Origin of the sequence: Pedobacter sp. P26, assembly GCF_050632135.1 — a bacterium.
In the GTDB taxonomy this organism is placed as follows: domain Bacteria; phylum Bacteroidota; class Bacteroidia; order Sphingobacteriales; family Sphingobacteriaceae; genus Pedobacter.
Window position 1 is genome coordinate 6257037 of the sequence record NZ_CP192574.1, and the last position, 17859, is coordinate 6274895.

24 protein-coding genes are annotated in these 17859 nt (G+C 43.8%); 7 read left to right on the plus strand and 17 right to left on the minus strand.

The features are described 5' to 3' along the window. Positions 1 to 714: 714 nt before the first annotated feature. From ACQ86H_RS29195 to ACQ86H_RS29225, 7 genes are all read left to right on the plus strand, one after another. A complete protein-coding gene (locus ACQ86H_RS29195) occupies positions 715 to 1242 on the plus strand; it encodes a TetR/AcrR family transcriptional regulator (RefSeq protein WP_431293333.1) in 528 nt (175 codons plus the stop codon). Positions 1243 to 1948: 706 nt separating this feature from the next. After that, positions 1949 to 2302 carry a DUF1348 family protein gene (locus ACQ86H_RS29200; RefSeq protein WP_431293334.1) on the plus strand — a complete coding sequence of 118 codons (354 nt, stop codon included), beginning with the start codon at positions 1949 to 1951 and terminating at the stop codon, positions 2300 to 2302. Positions 2303 to 2724: 422 nt separating this feature from the next. Next, positions 2725 to 3357: an HPP family protein gene (locus ACQ86H_RS29205; protein WP_431293335.1), complete on the plus strand. Its 633-nt coding sequence runs from the start codon at positions 2725 to 2727 to the stop codon at positions 3355 to 3357. A 568-nt stretch (positions 3358 to 3925) separates the two neighbouring features. Then, on the plus strand, positions 3926 to 4036 hold the full coding sequence (locus ACQ86H_RS29210; protein ID WP_431293336.1) for a hypothetical protein: 111 nt from the start codon (positions 3926 to 3928) through the stop codon (positions 4034 to 4036). Between the two features lie 133 nt (positions 4037 to 4169). Continuing rightward, positions 4170 to 4511, plus strand: a complete 342-nt coding sequence (locus tag ACQ86H_RS29215) for a Crp/Fnr family transcriptional regulator (RefSeq protein ID WP_431293337.1) — start codon at positions 4170 to 4172, stop codon at positions 4509 to 4511. A 2-nt stretch (positions 4512 to 4513) separates the two neighbouring features. Beyond that, positions 4514 to 4756: a hypothetical protein gene (locus ACQ86H_RS29220; RefSeq protein ID WP_431293338.1), complete on the plus strand. Its 243-nt coding sequence runs from the start codon at positions 4514 to 4516 to the stop codon at positions 4754 to 4756. A 100-nt stretch (positions 4757 to 4856) separates the two neighbouring features. Further along, complete coding sequence (locus ACQ86H_RS29225) at positions 4857 to 5525, plus strand: hypothetical protein (RefSeq protein ID WP_431293339.1); 669 nt, start codon at positions 4857 to 4859, stop codon at positions 5523 to 5525. Positions 5526 to 5652: 127 nt separating this feature from the next. Here ACQ86H_RS29225 and ACQ86H_RS29230 read toward each other — a convergent pair whose 3' ends face one another. The 17 genes from ACQ86H_RS29230 to ACQ86H_RS29310 all read right to left on the minus strand — a co-directional run bounded on the left by ACQ86H_RS29230 (position 5653) and on the right by ACQ86H_RS29310 (position 17857). Next, positions 5653 to 5859 carry a hypothetical protein gene (locus tag ACQ86H_RS29230; protein WP_431293340.1) on the minus strand — a complete coding sequence of 69 codons (207 nt, stop codon included), beginning with the start codon at positions 5857 to 5859 and terminating at the stop codon, positions 5653 to 5655. Between the two features lie 480 nt (positions 5860 to 6339). Further along, entirely contained in the window at positions 6340 to 6843 is a 504-nt protein-coding gene (locus ACQ86H_RS29235; RefSeq protein WP_431293341.1) for a hypothetical protein, read from the minus strand. Between the two features lie 29 nt (positions 6844 to 6872). Next, positions 6873 to 7685, minus strand: coding sequence for a DNA adenine methylase (locus ACQ86H_RS29240; RefSeq protein WP_431293342.1), 813 nt, complete (start codon positions 7683 to 7685; stop codon positions 6873 to 6875). Between the two features lie 235 nt (positions 7686 to 7920). Continuing rightward, on the minus strand, positions 7921 to 8772 hold the full coding sequence (locus tag ACQ86H_RS29245) for a hypothetical protein (RefSeq protein WP_431293343.1): 852 nt from the start codon (positions 8770 to 8772) through the stop codon (positions 7921 to 7923). Between the two features lie 7 nt (positions 8773 to 8779). Then, a complete protein-coding gene (locus ACQ86H_RS29250) occupies positions 8780 to 9100 on the minus strand; it encodes a hypothetical protein (protein WP_431293344.1) in 321 nt (106 codons plus the stop codon). Then, entirely contained in the window at positions 9097 to 9876 is a 780-nt protein-coding gene (locus ACQ86H_RS29255; protein WP_431293345.1) for a DUF4099 domain-containing protein, read from the minus strand. Before ACQ86H_RS29255 ends, ACQ86H_RS29250 begins: the two co-directional genes overlap by 4 nt. 18 nt (positions 9877 to 9894) lie before the next feature. Further along, complete coding sequence (locus ACQ86H_RS29260; RefSeq protein ID WP_431293346.1) at positions 9895 to 10377, minus strand: M23 family metallopeptidase; 483 nt, start codon at positions 10375 to 10377, stop codon at positions 9895 to 9897. Further along, entirely contained in the window at positions 10378 to 10809 is a 432-nt protein-coding gene (locus ACQ86H_RS29265; RefSeq protein ID WP_431293347.1) for a hypothetical protein, read from the minus strand. A gap of 32 nt (positions 10810 to 10841) precedes the next feature. After that, positions 10842 to 12569: a type IV secretory system conjugative DNA transfer family protein gene (locus tag ACQ86H_RS29270; RefSeq protein ID WP_431293348.1), complete on the minus strand. Its 1728-nt coding sequence runs from the start codon at positions 12567 to 12569 to the stop codon at positions 10842 to 10844. 299 nt (positions 12570 to 12868) lie between these two features. After that, complete coding sequence (locus ACQ86H_RS29275; protein ID WP_431293349.1) at positions 12869 to 13255, minus strand: DUF4138 domain-containing protein; 387 nt, start codon at positions 13253 to 13255, stop codon at positions 12869 to 12871. Further along, on the minus strand, positions 13149 to 13691 hold the full coding sequence (locus tag ACQ86H_RS29280) for a hypothetical protein (protein ID WP_431295518.1): 543 nt from the start codon (positions 13689 to 13691) through the stop codon (positions 13149 to 13151). Before ACQ86H_RS29280 ends, ACQ86H_RS29275 begins: the two co-directional genes overlap by 107 nt. Before the next feature lie 9 nt (positions 13692 to 13700). Then, positions 13701 to 14912, minus strand: coding sequence for a conjugative transposon protein TraM (locus ACQ86H_RS29285; RefSeq protein ID WP_431293350.1), 1212 nt, complete (start codon positions 14910 to 14912; stop codon positions 13701 to 13703). Between the two features lies 1 nt (position 14913). After that, positions 14914 to 15324, minus strand: a complete 411-nt coding sequence (locus tag ACQ86H_RS29290) for a hypothetical protein (protein WP_431293351.1) — start codon at positions 15322 to 15324, stop codon at positions 14914 to 14916. Then, positions 15302 to 15922 (minus strand): conjugative transposon protein TraK, encoded by a 621-nt coding sequence (traK, locus tag ACQ86H_RS29295; RefSeq protein WP_431293352.1) that lies wholly within the window; start codon positions 15920 to 15922, stop codon positions 15302 to 15304. The genes ACQ86H_RS29290 and traK overlap by 23 nt, the downstream gene beginning before the upstream one ends. Before the next feature lie 3 nt (positions 15923 to 15925). After that, positions 15926 to 16681: a plasmid transfer protein gene (locus ACQ86H_RS29300; RefSeq protein WP_431293353.1), complete on the minus strand. Its 756-nt coding sequence runs from the start codon at positions 16679 to 16681 to the stop codon at positions 15926 to 15928. A gap of 134 nt (positions 16682 to 16815) precedes the next feature. Further along, positions 16816 to 17064: a hypothetical protein gene (locus tag ACQ86H_RS29305; protein ID WP_431293354.1), complete on the minus strand. Its 249-nt coding sequence runs from the start codon at positions 17062 to 17064 to the stop codon at positions 16816 to 16818. A 13-nt stretch (positions 17065 to 17077) separates the two neighbouring features. Then, on the minus strand, positions 17078 to 17857 hold the full coding sequence (locus tag ACQ86H_RS29310) for a hypothetical protein (RefSeq protein WP_431293355.1): 780 nt from the start codon (positions 17855 to 17857) through the stop codon (positions 17078 to 17080). Between the last annotated feature and the right edge of the window lie 2 nt (positions 17858 to 17859).

The window sequence follows — 17859 nt, forward strand, 5'->3', positions numbered from 1 at the left end:
CAAAGTGGTCACTCGGCTCATTTTAAGCGGTTTTAAGCCTTCTGTAAGCCTGGCTGGACTCATTGGTTGTTTTCTATAGAGAAACTAAATTGTCGATGTGTTAAAGGCCTTAAAATCGAAGCTTATAAATCTTTTGTTGGAATGTTATTTATCGCCTCTAATTTTCCGTTAGTCGGAGCCTAAAACGTCCTTTTTAGTGCTGAATGTTGTCTTTTAAGGAATGTTGGTAAGAATCAATGCGGCAAAAATTCCGAATGATGTTTAAAAATGACCAGGTCAGATTAGCCCGGATTGGATATATTTGGGTCAGTCTTTAAGATGCCATCATGACCAGGTGGTAAAAACGGGGTGTAAAGTTTGGAATGAGAGTCAGTGCACACTTTTAGCGAAATCCCCAATATGGCTTTTAAAAGCATTCAAAAAGGTAACAGAGCCACAAAAGTACTATCTCCAGTCCCGGATTTTAAAGTAAAGCTTTCGAGCAGCTTCAATTTAAAACGTAATCAGGAATAGCTTATGCAGAAAATCTGATCGAAAAATCAGCGCGACTGGCTTTCTCTTAAACGGAGGGGTGTTGAAATTTTTTGCAGATATTTAATAGGTAGCCTATGCCAAAATTTACCACCATATATTCAAGCTGACGTTAAAAATAAACAGACTGGTTTGTCTAATTTTATATTTTATCATATCTTTGTTATTTAAATAATACTAAAAATGGTATCACCGAGGGAAAGAATTTTAGCCAAATCGCTTGACTTATTTGCAAAGCAAGGCTATAACTCAACTGGGATTAATCAGATTATATCGGAAGCAAATGTTGCAAAAGCAAGCTTTTATCAGCATTTTAAATCAAAGGAGGATTTATGTGTTGCATTCTTAGAGGCAAGGCATAAACATTGGTTCAGTGAGCTTCATAAGTTTACCGATGCTAAATCTGATTCAAAATCAAAAGTTATATCTTCTTTTGACTTTTTGATCCATATGAATTCAAAGGAGGATTTTAGGGGTTGCGCCTTTATAAATATTTTAGCGGAAATACCCAGCGACAATACCAAAATTTTAAAGGTAATCCAGGAACATAAGAAAGATCTTCGAGATTTTTTCTCACGCCTCACGAATGATCCAAGCATATCTGACCATATCTACATGCTTTTTGAAAGCTCAATAGTTGAAAGCAAATTGTTCAAATCAAATCAACTCGTAGAGAAGTCTAAAAGCATTGTCAAAGAGTTAAAATGGTGATAATGATGAATGGCTCGCCAGAACTTTTTCGTGTTCAAGGTGGAACTGCAGAATAAGGTAGCTTCAACTTAGATAATCAGCTTTGATTCCTACAACACCACTTTTACAGTGACGATCCACTATTCGTAACCCCTGCCACTTAATGTCTGCACATATGCGATGCCTCCAAACTTTTCTTCGTTCGGAGCCAAACGCAATTTAACAGGAAATACCCCCTATTAATGTGGCATAATGATATTACTGATTTAGAATGGCCTAGCCATTTGCTATGCGGCACCAATTTAAAAAAATCCATTTTCTAAGTTTCCTTCACAATAAACATTGATAATGATTGAGAACTAAAATCATTAACTTGATTATCAGGGCATTAAAAAATATTTTAAAAAAATAGACAGACAAGTTTGTCTATTTGGTTTTTATGTTATACGTTTGTGATGTGAAATCAATTTTATTATCAAATAAACAGAGTTATGAAAATGCTAAAACAAACATTGTTAGCAGCTGGAATGCTAATTGACGGGGTCGCTTCTGCCCAAAATGGTTCAGTATCCAAAGTATCAGGTGAAAGGTCAAAATCAGAAGCGTTAAATGCCAGCAATAAATTTTCGACCGTTGTAGATGGCAAACCAAGCGAGCAGAACTCGCAGGTGGAAAAAAGTATCCACTTCCACCCTTTACACTGCAAACGGCATTACAAAAAGTTAAAATGGCAGAAGATGCGTGGAATAGTCAGGATCCCCAAAAAATTGCAAAGGCCTATACCATAGACAGCGAATGGAGAAATAGAGACAAGTTCGTAAATGGCAGAGAAGAAATTGAAAAATTTCTCGCAGACAAATGGAAAAAGGAGCTAAACTATAAGCTCAAAAAAGAATACTGGGCGCACACTGATAGCCGCATTGCGGTAAGATTCGAATATGAGTACATGGACAAGGATGGGAACTGGTTCAGGGCATATGGAAATGAAAATTGGGAATTTGATGAGAATGGACTGATGAAAAAACGTTATGCCAGCATCAATGATCTACCCATTCAGGAAGAAGAAAGAAAATTCAAATAGTAAACTGACCTAGAACTGTAAAATGGATGGAATCTTTTGCCAACTAACTCGAATGAATCTTCAGGAACCAGCAATAAGGTATCCTTTATCTCAGTTTTCAACGTCTGAATTATCTTAAATCTACATGACGAGGGCGTGGCCTATGGAAGAAAGCTTGATGAAGCTGGTGTACCGACCACAGTCACAGAGTACAAAGGCTTCATACACGATTACGGAATGCTTAATCTGCTAGCACAAATTCCGGCAATACAACAATCTGTTGCAGACGCAGCGAATAGTCTAAAAAATGCACTGTTTGGAAAATAGTAATCACAAACTGACTTGGACTGGGATAAACCCCGCTATGCAAGAGTCCCTTTCGGTTTAAAAAGCGGGTGGGCCCCATGTGCTGAAAATAATACAAACTGATAACTAAAAATGTGATGTATCATAGAAAGAAAAAGGGGCGTTTGAAAAAATTGGTGAAAAGAACTTTCAGGGTTTCAAGATATGTCATATATAGAGAGACCTTGGTTGACCAGAAAGAACATTTCTGGTCATTTCTTGGCGCATTTTTTGGAATTGGCCTTATCGCATTATTCCAGTCGTATCAAGTTTTAAAAGAGGAAAACCTATTTTTAATAGGTTCGTTTGGAGCCTCGAGTGTCCTGATATACGGTGCAATCCAAAGTCCTCTGGCACAGCCAAGAAATTTGATCGGCGGACATGTGCTGTCAGCTTTGGTGGGGGTCACGATTAACCAGCTTGTTCCAGGAATTTTATGGCTTGCAGCCCCACTGGCGGTATCAATATCTATTATCATAATGCAGTGCACAAAAACTTTACACCCCCCTGGTGGGGCAACAGCTTTGATAGCTGTGAGCTCTCCAGGTAAAATTGCCGATCTAGGGTATTGGTATGTAATTTCTCCTGTGCTAACGGGATGCATCATCTTGTTAGCTGTCGCTTTGATATTCAACAATATGACCAAAAACAGAAGTTATCCCGTGAGACCTACATTCAAGCGATTCTTTCGCTACAAATTAAAAAGCAGGATACACCGTACTAAGATGTAGCAAATCTTATCAAAGTCGATACCTCTGCTGTAAGTGTTTGGCAATAGCGATTAAATATGCCGAAGGTAGCAGGTTAAGTCTTGCAGTTTGTAAATGCAGGCATCCAAGATAACAGGTCAATGCAAAACAGTTAGGGCAAAAAATATAAATTTTGATAAATGGCCTGATATCTTTATTTTAATAATAAAAGCCTTTGGTTCCGAGATTAAGGCAATAACGATACAACATGGTTGCGTTGCCTTTAGTGGAATTTAGGCGAAAATACACTAAACCGATGCCTCCAACCTATCCTAAAAAGCCGAAGAGCATAGGTGAACATTTGAGGAAGAGAAGAATGGAATTAAGGCTTTTACAACCCGATTTAGCGAATATTTTAGGTGTTTTGGAAGACTGTATTACCTGTTGGGAAACTATTATAAGTGAGCCTTAAATCAACTATTTTCCAGCCATACAACTATTTTTAGGTTATAGTCCTCTTAAATTTGACGAAAAGACATTTAAGGGTCGACTTAAAGCATGTCGGTGGAAAAGCGGACTAAGCCTCAAGCGCCTTGGGAAAATTTTGGGAGTGAATGGTTCAACCGTTTGTTCATGGGAAAATGGAGAATCTAGTCCTAACAAGGAAAATATTAAACGGCTTGAACTGCTGTTTCTAAAAGAAAGGTCGTCTAAAAACTGAGTTAGCAACTTCAAGCGAAGTTGCAGTGGTGGTAGAGAAACTATTCAGCGATATTAGAACTCAAATGCACTTCATTGTTAATCGATGCAAGAACTGGAATCACAAATACCGATTTTTAAGCTATATTGTGTTGATGAAAAAAGAACAGCTGATCAATTTTATCAAGGAAAACATTCCGAACATAAGTGTAACACAAACAGGGCTTGATACGATTGCAGGTCATTTCGAGGAAATCGAATTTTCTAAAAATGAATTCCTTTTAAAACAGGGAAAGGTAAGCGGCTATTATTATCTGGCACGAGGTTTTGTAAGAGCCTTTACCTTTGATTCCAATGGCAACGAAATCACCACATTTTTTTATCCAGCAGGAAGAGTAGCATTTGAAGCCTCTTCTTTTTCCTGCACGAGCCTTCCACAGAATATCTACAGGCCATCACCGATTGCCAGGTTTATGCAACCACTTTCGAAAAACTGAACATGCTGTTTCATTCAGTACCCGAGTTCCGGGAATTTGCAAGGGCAATGCTCGTGAAAGAATTCGTGGCCTACAAACAGCGCACACTATCAATGATCAATAAAAGCGCAGAAGAGCGTTATGCAAATTTGGTAGCCACCAACAATGAAGTGTTCAGACACGCGCAGCTGAAGCATATTGCTTCATACCTGGGCATTACGGATACCTCTCTCAGCCGTATCAGGAAAGAGTTCGTCAAAAAATAGCATTTTCATTACTTGCCATTTGGCAATTCGTTTCCTATCAAATGGCAAGAGGAACCGGTAAAATCCTAGCGTTCTTTGTGTTGTATTAAACAACGAAACAATGGAAAATTTACCAACTTACGTTTATTTAACTTTTGGTGCAACAGCCATATGTGCCATCTGGTTATTTTATAAAGCGACTAATTATTCTAAACCCTTTTTGCTTGGCCTAACAGGATGGATAGTGATCCAGTCTGCATTAGCTTTGTCAGGATTCTACAGCAATCCGAGTACATTGACCATGCGGTTTCCGCTCTTGATTGTGCCACCATTGTTGTTCCTGGTTTCAAGACTGCTTACGAAAAGCGGAAGGGCTTTTCTTGATAGTCTGGATCTGCCCACGCTTACCATTTTTCACGTCATCAGAATCCCTGTAGAGATTGTCCTATTCTGGCTGTTTCTTAGCAAAGCGGTTCCGGAGGCAATGACTTTTCACGGCAGGAATTTCGATATCCTGTCCGGGATCTCTGCACCGTTTATCTATTATTTTGGTTTGGTTAAAAAGAAATTGAGCAATGCTGTCATGATCGCCTGGAACCTGATTTGCTTGGGCTTACTTCTGAATGTAGTTTCTGCAGCCATACTTTCCTTGCCCGTGAGGTTTGAGCAATTCGGATTTGAGCAACCGAATATTGCGCTAGGCTTTTTCCCTTTTGTTTTGCTTCCCGCCGTGCTAGTGCCATTGGTACTGCTTTCAACAGCAGCTGCGGTAAAACAACTGTTAAAATAATAAAAGTATCACACCAACATATTTTTCATGTAGAGCTAACTTGAAGAAAACCGGAACAGTCAACTTGATTGTTCCCGTTTTCCTATTAAAGTGGTTAAAGAATAAATTCACTGGGCTCTTGAAATTCCTATTTCATAAAGGTTTTTTTAATAATGCCCTCGAAAATCGAACGCTTGATTTTTGCAGTTTCCTCTGATGATAGAATATAGATCACGTTTACTTTGTAAACCTTTTCCGGTTTTTTCGAACTTGGTTGCTTTCCCAGTGTAACGGTGTAGGAATTCTGATGAGTTGCTTTGTCATTCGAAAGCTCATCAGCGTTTGCTTTTTCCATATGCGGATAGACATGTTGATGGTTGAAATTGACGGAGTCTGCGTTATGAAGAATTAGGACTTTGAAACCTTTTCAGGTTGGAGAATAGAATGTGAGCTATTGGGGTGTAAAATAGAACAGACAGACCGGACGAATCCAAATCTGCCTGTATCTAAATTAACGCTCTCAAGGTCAAATGTAGACCTTTAAATCATATAACAAAATGATTTAGCAAAAAAATCAAATCTTATTTTTTGGAAGTGATAAATGGAACAAAATTGGATATCAATATGCTGTAAATCAGTATTATGAAAAACTTTATCTTTTTGCTTGTCTTTACCATGTTGGCAGCCGGAGCTATGCTTTCAGGCATCGCCATGAAAAACTCCAGCCAAAACGGTATCATTATGTTACTACTTTGTGGTATCGCTATTCTGTACTTGAGACGAAAGTCTAATGCTAAAAGGCGTAATCGTTACCCATTTCTATAAAATAAACATTTCATCTCCCAATCTTTCTAGCAGACGAAGGAATGTTTTGATTTTGTTCGTGGGTATTGGAGTTGATTTCATTGAATTTTCTTTCAGCCAGATGGGCAAGAACTAGCCGTTCACGGCTATTTACACAGGATCTGTCAGCCTGTTCGTGAATCACTTCGGCAATGCCTTCGAGTACCTCAACCGATGTTGCTTCAGAGATCATGGTTTTTAGAACCTCTGCGGCAAGGTCAAGTTTTTGATTTTTCATGCAGACATAATCGTACTTTTCTTTTATCCTTTCATTGGGCAATTGATACACTAGCTTGAAATCAACATCAAATGATTCTGCAATTTCCTGCAAATCCCGAAGTGGCGGTATCCACCGCGATTCAAAATAGACCGCATCGTTGTCGATCAATATATTTAGGAAGGGCGGACAATCATATCCCAGTTCGGAAAAATGGTCGATTGCCAAAACGCTGTTCTCACCCAAAAAATCTAATTTATTGTAACAGTAATCAGCCATACATGCCTCCTTTGCAATTGTTTTGGCACCTATTTCTCAAGTTCGAAGGCATAGTTCGCAGTCAGCATTTCGGTCTTGTTCTTCAGTTTGCCGGATTTGGCATTAACCGAAACCTGCTGCTCGATGGACCAGTTTACCCATCCATTTTCCTTGGTATATTTCTCAAGCAATGGTGAAGGATAGGAAGAGAGCAGAAACTTGCCCTTAATCCTGGAAAGCAGAAACAACAGCGCCTCAAAATCCTGTTCAGAATACCCGTCATAGTGTCCACAATTTGAATTGTAGTAAGGTGGGTCGCAATAGAAGAAACTATTTTCGGTATCACGGCTGGCAATGATATATAGCGCATCGGCACATTCAATCTGGCAGTTCTGAAGCCTGATGGCCATTTCCTCAACAAAGTTTTCTTTTTTGTTCTGTATCCTTTTGCTGGTGGTATTGCTCTGCTTGTCATAGCCCCAATTGCTATCGAGTTGGGAGCTAAAGCTTTGCGAGGCACTTAGCCACACCGCCCATGCACGTTTGATTTCCCCGAACATATCGGGGTTGTTGTAGATTACAGAGGCCTTGCGGTGGAGGTCCCGGCTGTGCAGACTGATGCGAATCTCTTTTTCTAGAGAAACGAAATCTTCCTTGGCAACGCGGTAGAAATTCATCAGTTCGCGATTGGTGTCATTGATCACCTCAACAGCTGAAGGTTTCTTTGCAAAGAAAACTGCAGCGCCCCCAATAAAGGGCTCGCAGTAGAGCGTATGGGCCGGAATAATGGAAACAATCCTGGAGGCCAGTTTCTGTTTGCCCCCATAGTAGCTTATCGGGGTCTTAAGTTTATTTTTGCTCATCGAATTGAAAATTGTATTAATGGACGTCGTCAATAGTGAACGTTACATGCTGGCCTTCTATAGTAAGTACAACAGGGCATTTGAGCTCTGGTATCCCAATTTTAAAGACCGGAAAAATTTGGCCGTCGAGATGAAAATAGTGATGGCCCGGCCTTAGGTTGAGCATAGCGGTTCCGCTTCCCCTAATCCTGTCTATTTTTTTGAATAGTTTGTTCATCGTTATGCGTTGAGATAATTAACGGCCGCGTCCCCTATTGTGCTGATCGGACACTTCCTGATCCTGAGTCTGGGAAACACCGTTAGGTAACTCATGGCCAGAGGCCTGCTGATTTCCTTTGCCCATAAGTTCCACGCGCTGCGGAGTTGCCTGGTCCGGAAAGATGCGGTCATTCCTGATCACGTTCATTCGGGTATCATAAACGTCGAGGTTTCTCATTCTGGGATTTGCCGAGATTACAACCGGCGATATCCTATTGCCAAAATCCATGGCCACTTCGGGGAAAATCCCTTTTCTAAGATCCGCTATCACCGCATCCTTTTCCTTGTCATGCTTCCAGATGATGGGATATTTGTCGAGCGTTTCGGAGATATCGAAACCATAGTTTGGGTAGACTTTTGCGACTGGGTGCTTTCCGAAGCTATCTAGGATATCGAGGTCAACCTTCATCCAGATCTGTTGTTTTTCGGCTGGCGAATTTTCAGCTTCCGCACGTTTAACAATGTCTTTTTGAATCGCAGCGCCCAGTAAAAGCCGATAAGCCTGCCCTGCGGTAACGCGATGATCCCTTTCCAGATTGAAACTATGTGCTCGCTGGATCCCGTTGTGGGATTTAAGTTCAGCCGAATAATCGTTCAGAAAATAAGTGTCGTTTTCTTTTGCCTTGTTGAAATCAAGCGTAAAATGTACAGTGTCCTTTTGCGCCAGGTCCAGACCAAGTTTCAATGGCGGTTCAAAGTAGCTGGAGATACCTACGCTGAATTTTGGGATCTCCCTTCTGATCGCTGTTTCCATCACATCATTCAGCTTGGTTCCAAAACCTAGATATTCTAGAGTCTTTTTCAGGTATTCTAAATTTGGTTCGTTCATAACAAAATTAAAAAAGTGATAATTGATTGCCACGGTGTGGCGCTTGATAGCCGTTCTGCTTGGCGAGATGTTCACCGATTTCTACAAGCATTTCCTCAAGCGATCCATGCTCGCTGTGCTTTAGCAGTTCGGCATAGAAAAAGTGGGAATGATAGCCTTTGGGCGAGATTATTGGCACATCCGACCGGAATTCCGCATGGCAGACCAGTGGGAATTTCACCTCGTCCGATCTTTTCTCAGGCCACCAGTACCGGTAGTCGACCTGCACCTCAAATCCAAAAACCTGAATTTCCATCTGGATATTCTGCTTGAAATGTTCGGGGATCATCGTTTAGGTTTCATCCAGGTCTCGCGGTATTCATCAACATAATTGCCATCAGAAATAGCTGCATAATTGGCGGGATTATATTCCTTCAGCGCATCTTGAAAGGCAGGGGAAGAATAATGCAATTGCCTGTCTTTGCTGGATGGAAAGCCCGATATATCTCTGATTAGGGTATGCTGAAAGGGCCCAGGGTTTCCGAATGAGAGGATAAGCGCAGAGCGGTTGGAAAGTAGTCCAAGTGCCTCGGAAGCCCTATGCTGAAATCTAGTGCCGTCGCCCAGATCGACAATGGCGCCCTGCCTGAAGTCTTTTGCCTGATAATCATCCAAGGTGATGCCGTTGATGGCAAATGGCGCCTCTATCTGTCTGGGGTCGTATGCAATAAAGCTTCGCGTCTGGGCATCGTATTCGATAACCGCTTCAAAACCCTTTTTCTCACCGGCCTGGTACACCTTTACAATATTGCTGATAGAGGCATCTAATAGCGAATCGGCCTCATAGTCTTCTAGTAACTTATGGTATTGTGGTCGTTTGTATATCGGGTGAAGAGCGAGCGATAAGGCTCCATCGGGATTTTGGTCGAGAGACAATTTCAGGTCTATCTTTTCAATTTTAAAACCATTAGCTTCTAGGTTGTTTAACGTGACAAGTCTTGTCCTCCTACCGAAAAGCAGTGCGTTTAGGTCGTAGGGATCCAAAGTAATATCGCCCTTGGAAACCAGCCCAAGCCGGTTGAAATCATCAATCGGTAATTGGTTGTGTTCAAATAATTTTTTCATGTAAATAGGAATAAAAGATTAAGGTGAAATGGCGGGTTCATTCGGCTTACCTGACCCATAAATGCGCATCAAATACCTGAGCGGATCTACATAGCATCCTTGGAACTTTAGGGCAAAATGCAGGTGCTCACCTGTGGAACGGCCGGTACTTCCTGTGATGCCGAGAAAGCTTCCGGCTTCGACCAAATCTCCGACGCGCACACAAGCCATGCGCAGATGGCCATAAATGCTTTGTATATCGCCATGTTCTATTTTGATATAGTTCCCTAAAATCGGGTCAAATCCCGCTGCAGAAACCACGCCCGGCAGGACGGCAAGCACTGGTTCGCACCTTGCCGAAAGATCTATGCCACGGTGGAAATCAGATTTCCCGGTTACGGGATGGATGCGGCCACCGAACGGACTGGTGAGCTTGAGGGATTTTAATGGCAGGGAAAAAGCCTGCTGGCAGTCAGCCTTGACGTAGCACATTAAAAGCACCAGTATAAAATGAAGCCTCATCTACCTGCCAATTCTGGCATGCTGCACCTGTTCCTGACCCTGGGAAATATCCAGTGCTAATCTGGATTCCAGTGATACGGTACTGGCCTGCATCATCTTTTCACTGCTGATGGCCATTTCCATTGCCTGGATCATGTTTTTGTGGTCAGGCCTGTTGTCTTGGATCATGTTTACAAACAATAATTGCTTGAAAACCTCTGGGCCAAGTTCCTTATGACCGAGCAGGGCATCCTGATAGAGCTGGTTTTTTTCTTTCAGCACAAGCAGGGCATCGCTCGAATAGTGCCCAAGTTCAGGGCTACCAAAACCCACGCTAATGGTATCGTTCTTTAGATCGGCGGCTACCACCATGCCGATCTGACCCTGCCTTGAAACAGGGTCGGTGGTAAGCTGGGGATGTACCGCTACAAGGGTACCTGTTAGATCCTCCATAAAAATAAGTTAAGATGAATAAATCGAGTTACTTAAGGTTTTGCCTTCATCGAGGCTTTTGCAAATGGCGGAGGCTGCGCTACCCGAAAAGATGCCACCATAGCCGCTACTTCCGAGGTAATCTTAAAATAGTGCTGGCGGAGTATCTCTTCCTTTTTCTCGCCAAAATCGTAATAGACGGGAAGCTGTGGATAGTTCTGCTGCTCTTCCGAAATGGCCTTCATGTCCAGGTTTACCCTGCAGTTAATGGCAGAAGTTTCAAACTCGCCATTATATTCGCTCACCGCATCACAGGCCAGTACACCCACCAGTTCGCCTGTTCGCAGCGAAGCAATCTTTCCGGCCGGGATCAATGGTTCAAGCTTTTCGCTGAGCGAAAGGGAAGTCTTTGTCCGGTCTATGGAAAGGCTTTCGCTCTGCTGTTTCACCTTGCCGAACAGCCTTTCCAGCCATTCCAGTGTCTCCTTGTTCCTCACCGCGCCCGATAGCACATTGCCGACAACCGCGGTAATGGTATTGGCCGTATCTTTCCCATACTGCTGCTGGAACTGCGGGATTTCCTGCAGCCCCATCAGCACGGCAACCTTATTGCTCCTGGCTGTTGCGATCAGATTTTCGATGCGGTGCACAAACAAAGTGGGCAGTTCGTCAATGATCAGCGCAGAGGGCAGATTGCCTTTGGAATTGATCAGCCGGGTCAGTCTGTTCAGCACCACCGAATAGCAGGCCGAATTGATGTTCTGGGTGTTGGGATCATTGGCAAGTACCAGAATAGAAGGGTTTTTGGGGTCAGAAATCTTCAGATCAAAATCATCCCCAGAGAACACCCAAAACGTTTCCTTGGTAGCCAACCGAGAGATAAAAATCTTCAACGTACCAACCTGGCCTTCCAGCTGGTCAAAGGCCTTGGCCTTATAAGCAGAATAGAACGGCGAAAGCAGCGAAGTGAGTTCCTTATTGGTGAACAACACCCCAAAAATCTCATCATAGCTGCAGTTCAGAAAAGAGAGCACATGGGCAAAAGTGGAATACCTGCCATTTTCGTGCTGGGCAAAAAAGTAGATGCAAGAAGCTAGAAAGTTCACCGCACTCTGGGTAAAAAACTGATCGCTACCACCCGACTTATCCCCTTTTTTGAGCGCCTCGACAAGCGCTTCGGCAGTCTCCGAGGCATCGGCAAGCGAGCGGATATAATCGGGCCTGAGTACATTTACCCGCCTTGAGCGCTCTACCTGTGTTAGATTGATCACGTGGAAATCGTGAGTTTTACATTTGCCTCTTTTTTTTGCCAATAGATAATGGTAATAAGCTACTTCGGCTAAATCATGGAACTTAAAATCATACAGGCAGATACAGAATTCCTTTGCCAAAAGTTGGCGGATAAAGGGCATGACCACGCCAAAAGATTTACCGGATCCTGGATTTCCGATCAGCAGCGTTCCCCTAAAAACGTTTTCAATATTGATATATCCCTTATGTACCTTTCCCCGGAAGTAAAATAGAGAAGGAATATTTACGCTACCTGGACCATCCCTACATTTAGTAGCCTGCATGAACGATTCTCCTTCTACGTTCCATTTGTCGTTTCCCAGTTTGCTTTTGATCACCTTGGAGATATTATCCAATGAAACGTGCACAAACAGGGTACCCAGAAATGCAGAAAGTACATATCCGGCATTGTTCCAGGTGGTCAGGGGCAAGATTTCTTTTCCGCCAGTGGATAGGAAATAGATGCTGCCGAAAAGCGATAGCAGCCCCACAACCAGCGGAAAGACCACTGCTTTTCGGATGTCGATATCCTTTTTTTGCGGCTTAAGGTGCCGATCGAAGTCAGGCATAGCAGCAACAGCAGAAATGCTCGGCTAAAAAATGGATCCTGGTACATAGGCAGCCTAGATAGCCTAAACATGAACCTGGAAAAACCCACGCGCTTAGCCAAAGGAAATGCGCCGAGCTTTTCGCCATAAACAAAAACAAGAAAATCCAGAAACAGGGAGAAGTAGACAAAGAACTGTAGAAACCGGTGAAAGCGCTGCTGTTCTCTTGTTTCCTCCATACGCTAAAATGTATCTGCCCTTAAAATATCCTTATAGGGAACAGAGAGAACCAGGTTTCGCCCGGATACCTGTTTTTCCTTCAGCGAAATATTCAGCAGCTTGTTTTCCGGATAGGTCAGCTTCTTTAGCACATAAATGTTGCGGTAATTCTTTTTGAAGCGATCCCTATCGTACAGCTGAAAAACCGGAAGAAGCGTCAGGGATTGAACATTGGTAGCCTTGGTGATCTTTTTGTCATCAATGCTGAAACTTAGCGCATCAATCTCAAAGGGAAGATTAGTGCTATTGGAAATATTCAGGTCGAAAAAGACATAATCTCCAGCGGTTAACAGCTGGTTTAAGGAAACCGAGATGCCGTATTTTTCTTCCTTTCTGATCGGGCCTCGCATTGTGCTTTCCAAGCAGCGAAAGGGCGTGGGTTTTGAGTTCTGCTATTGGCATATCAACCGCGGCTGCAAGCGGTCTACAGTTGGAAGGCAGAATATCCACCACCGTAGGTTTACCCGAACTTTCCCAAGTGGGCAAGAAATATATTCTGTACTGCGCGATGAATGTTTCGCCCACAATGGTTACAATTCCGGCATCTGCATTATTTACGATTTTGGAAACAGAATCGGCAGCAATCTTAAGCCTCAAAAGATTTTTTAAAGGCAGATCACCTTTTAGCGCCGGGGTTGAAATATCTACATAGGAAATATGCTCGGGCGATAGGAAATGAAGGGTCGCATTTTTAGAAAGCCCGACCAGAGGAAGCACATCATTCCCTTGGCTAAAAGATGTAAAATAGGAAAGGCATGATAACAGGATCAGCAAATATTTTTTCATGTTGTTTTTTTATTGATATTGGTTTTGTTTTGCTTTAAGTTCGTTGGGGTCTATGAGGTAAACCATGGTGTTGTATTTAAGCTTTGCCTTGTTCGACCGGATCAGTTTGCTTACTGCTGTAGTAGTGGACTGGAACATTTTCCCCAGTACGCCCATCACCAATTGGTTGTTGTTTTCGGACTGTTCGAGGTTTATGCCCGAAACAGATGAGCCGCCAAGGTCACGCGTAAATTCTCGAAAAGCAGAGGTGGGAACATAAATGCCGGCCAATCCATCGTTATCGTAGATATCCAGTTTTACCGGAAATATCTCGCCTGAAAAAAACACGCTGTTTACCGAAAGCAGTACGCGCTGGCCCGTAAACCCCGAGATTACCGCATACAGAAAGGTCCCCTTTTTCACCAGCCTGTTTCCAATGAGCATATCATCTAACAGCCTGATGCGCAGTCTTGAGCTGGCATAGCCTGTGATATCCTGATCGATAATGGCCGAGACTGGGCTGTTTTGCTGCTCTGGCATAACAGTATTAAAGTTCCCGTTATCGCCACCAGATTTTCTGACCGCAAGCGGCTTTACATCGGGAAAAATAGATTTCTGAGCAGCCTGGCGCTGTTTTTCTTTATTTGCCTTAAATGCCGGATCATTGGCCTTTCCCATACTATCTACTAGCGCCATCTGCTGGCGGAACAATTGCATAGGGTCGGTTTGCGCAGCTGGCACCTGTTTTTCACTATTCCTCGCATTTTGTGGCGGATTCAACTTGGATAGTGCAAGCGCCAATGCTTTGTCCTGGTCCAGTTTTGAATAACCACCTCCTGAAGCCCTCGCGACAGGAACGCTATTTCCAGGGCCGTTTTTTTCGCCCTCAGAAGAGAACTTTCGTTTCATCGCATCATCTATGGAATCGAGCATACGCTTTTCACGGTCATTATAAAGGCTGCCCGGCGTACTCACCGTCAGATCTTCTTCCTCGATGCCGCGGGCTGCGGTATAACCGTCGCCCTTTTTAAACTTATCGCGAAAGGCATCCAGTTTATCGCTAAGTCCCTGTTTTTGGACCTTATCGGAAACCTGCGCAATCTGGGTCTGAAGGGAATCTCCGCCAGCCACTTTTACCGTTTCCTTGCCCGGCCCCTGCTTATAGGCATAAAAGAGCAGGCAGATAAACGGCAGTAGTACTAGTGGCAGCACATACCTTGGTTTTCTTAAATTGATTTGCATATCATTTTTTAGTTGAGGTTAATACCCTGATTTCCTTTAGCATCTCAGCGAATCGGATGCTATCCTGGCGGGTAAGGGATTGCTTTTTCGAAAGCGCTTGCAACTCAGCCTGCAGGGCCATTACCTGCTGGAGCTTATCTATGGTGATGCCGATATTTGCCGTAGTACCACTGGCAGCCTTAATAGGCTTAGTGATATTTTTGGTATACACCGGATCGTCCAAGCGCATGATGCTAAAGCATAGCACGAGCGAGCCGGCCATTAGCAAGACCATCAGCGAATAGATCTTTTTGGGATGCTGCTGGCATACCGAGCAGAAACGCACACCAAAGGCATAGGCTCTAGAGCCAAAGGCATCCATTAACGCAGCGCCCAGCCCAGGAGAGTTTTTAGAATGAATTTTTCTGAACATTTTCTTTGTCTTTATTTTCTAGTGTTTTCCACCTGGTGATCAGCACCGCATGGGGGTTATTCTCTGAGCGCTGTTCAAGGTCCTGCAGATAGCCTTCGGTTACCAGCGAGCGGGTTACCACCGAACTTCTACGGTCAATTTTCTGGGTACCGTAATAGCGGAAGTATTTTTTATGTTCATCCAGGAAAATGGAATCAGCTCTAATAGTCAGCACCGCAGAAGAGGAAAGTATGGAACTGAAAAAATTACGCTCCTTTAGATTGGCATACTGCATAGCCCCGCTCTCGTCCACCAGGTACATGGCCTGCTTCATCTGGTATTCGATGAACTTTTCATCGGGCGTAAGCGAAAAGAACAGCGAATGAAAGCGGGCGATATCTGCTTTATATTCGGCAGCGCGGTTGACTATGATATCGGTCTGTTTGGCCAATACCGGAATCTGCCCATCGGATAATATATAGATGCTTTTTCTGGATTCGCTTACCTGTCGAAATGCAAAAAAACAAACGCAGCCGCAAATGGCGAACGACAGCAGAAAACTCGCGAGGGAAAGAAAACTGGCCAGGCGGATCTTGGATTCAATGTTTTTGATAATCATAGCCTAACCTCCTCCCATTGCGCCAGCAGCCATTCTTCCCATCGTAGATGCACCACGTCCCATCGAACTTGCGGCAGAGCTGATCCCAGAGGTCGATACGATCCAAGTGGAAATGCTCGGTACGGTTAGCATAGTAAGTGCGCCAATTACAAATGTGCCCACAACGATCCCAAAGGAAAGCAGCCCATTGCCAGCAAATACACTTAGCTTTTCCATATCAGCGCCCGCGGTACCAACCAGTTCCTGATAGCGTGTAATCTCAGCCTCCATCGCATAATGTTGGAACAAAGAGGCCACGTACATCACCAGATAGGCAATGCCGGAGTACAGGTTTACCGAGATGAAACGCGCGATCCAGGTGGTAAACGAATCCCTGAATGCGGGCAGAATACTTACAGCAACAGAGAACGGGCCAAGAATAATCAGTATGGTAGAAAAGATAATCTGGATAATGAATATCACATAAACCGCAATCCTTAAAATCCAGATCGCAAGGGTTTCCACCATCGAGGTTGCCAAAAGCTGAAGGCCAACCTGCAGGCGGTTGCGCATTTCAACAATCGGATTCCATACCTCGCTAAAACCTTCCTTCACCGAGGATTTTACAGATTCCCAGGCATTTTCGTACCAGGTATCGGCCTCCTTGCTCGCAGTTTCGGTCTGCGCCTGTACAGTTAACAGCTGGTCGGCGAGTTCTACCATGAGTTTTGCCCTCTGAATGCGCAGGTCATTGACTACCGTTTGGCTCCCATCGAACATCGCCTCGGTCTTTGCTGCAACCAGATCGGTTGGATAGGCCACCACGCGTGTAAAAGTAGGCCACCATAAAATCACCATCACAAGCCCAAAGGGACGCAGCAGCGGCATAACCTCCAGTTTCTTGTCACCTGCTATCATTTCATAGCTTTTGATCGCAAAAAAATGAGCATAAAAATTGCGCACAGTGCCTGCGCGTCGGCAATGAACGCATCGTAATGAGTCCAGATCGTGTTTTTCATCTCCTTTAAAAAGTGCATCGTACCTTCCTCGTACACACCGTTCCCTTGAAGAAAATTGAAGGTATCGCGAAAGGAATCTGGAACCGAAACGGGATCAGATTGCACAAAAAAGCCGGCAGTGCCGGCAAACAGCTTATCTAGCATAACAGAATAAAATTTAGAGTTTGGAAGCGCGAAGAATATCGTCGGCAATCTGCTTATCGGTCTTTTTGCCAGGCGGGCTTGAAAGTGGAACGTTCTTTTGCTTCACCGCCTGGTTTTTATCCCGCAGTGAGAGATATAGCTTGGCCTTTTGTTTTTTGTCCTCCCAGGTAGCCTTAAGCTTTCGGTATTCGTCCAGCATACGGTGATAGGCCAAAATCCTGGAGCCCCTGTCCATCGCGGTATTCCTGGCCGCCTGCAACCGTTCCAGTAGCGCATTGGATTCTTCAACGAACCAGCTGTAAGCGCCAGAGGATACCAGGTATTCCCTCTCTTTAATCGAAAGTCCGGCAAGTAGCCCCACATTATCACCAGAAATCAGATCTTCAAATTCCCTGCTATAGAATAGCATCCATAGGGGATCGATAGCAGAAACAGCGCCCGAAAGCCCAAGCATCTCGGTAGTCGCTAGATTTCGAATGGTATCGGCCTGGAGCTTATAGGCATTGTCGGTCGACTGCATGGCAGCAGCCAAAGCTAGCCTTTGGGTCTGTGGACCCACAGGCCCAAGTGGACGCAGATCGGTTTTTGGATAGTTGGGATGCAGCGCCCAGGTGATCCAGTATTCGGGATTGAGCCACAAGAAGCCCGGGGTCGGGGTAAACAGATCCTCGTCCCACTGCTTGAACACCATTCGTTCCTGCTGGTGGGTAATATGTTTGTCCCGGATTTTCTTTTGCGAAAATGCGGAAACCGCCAAAGGCAATAACGCCAGTAGCAATAAAAGTTTTTTCATAG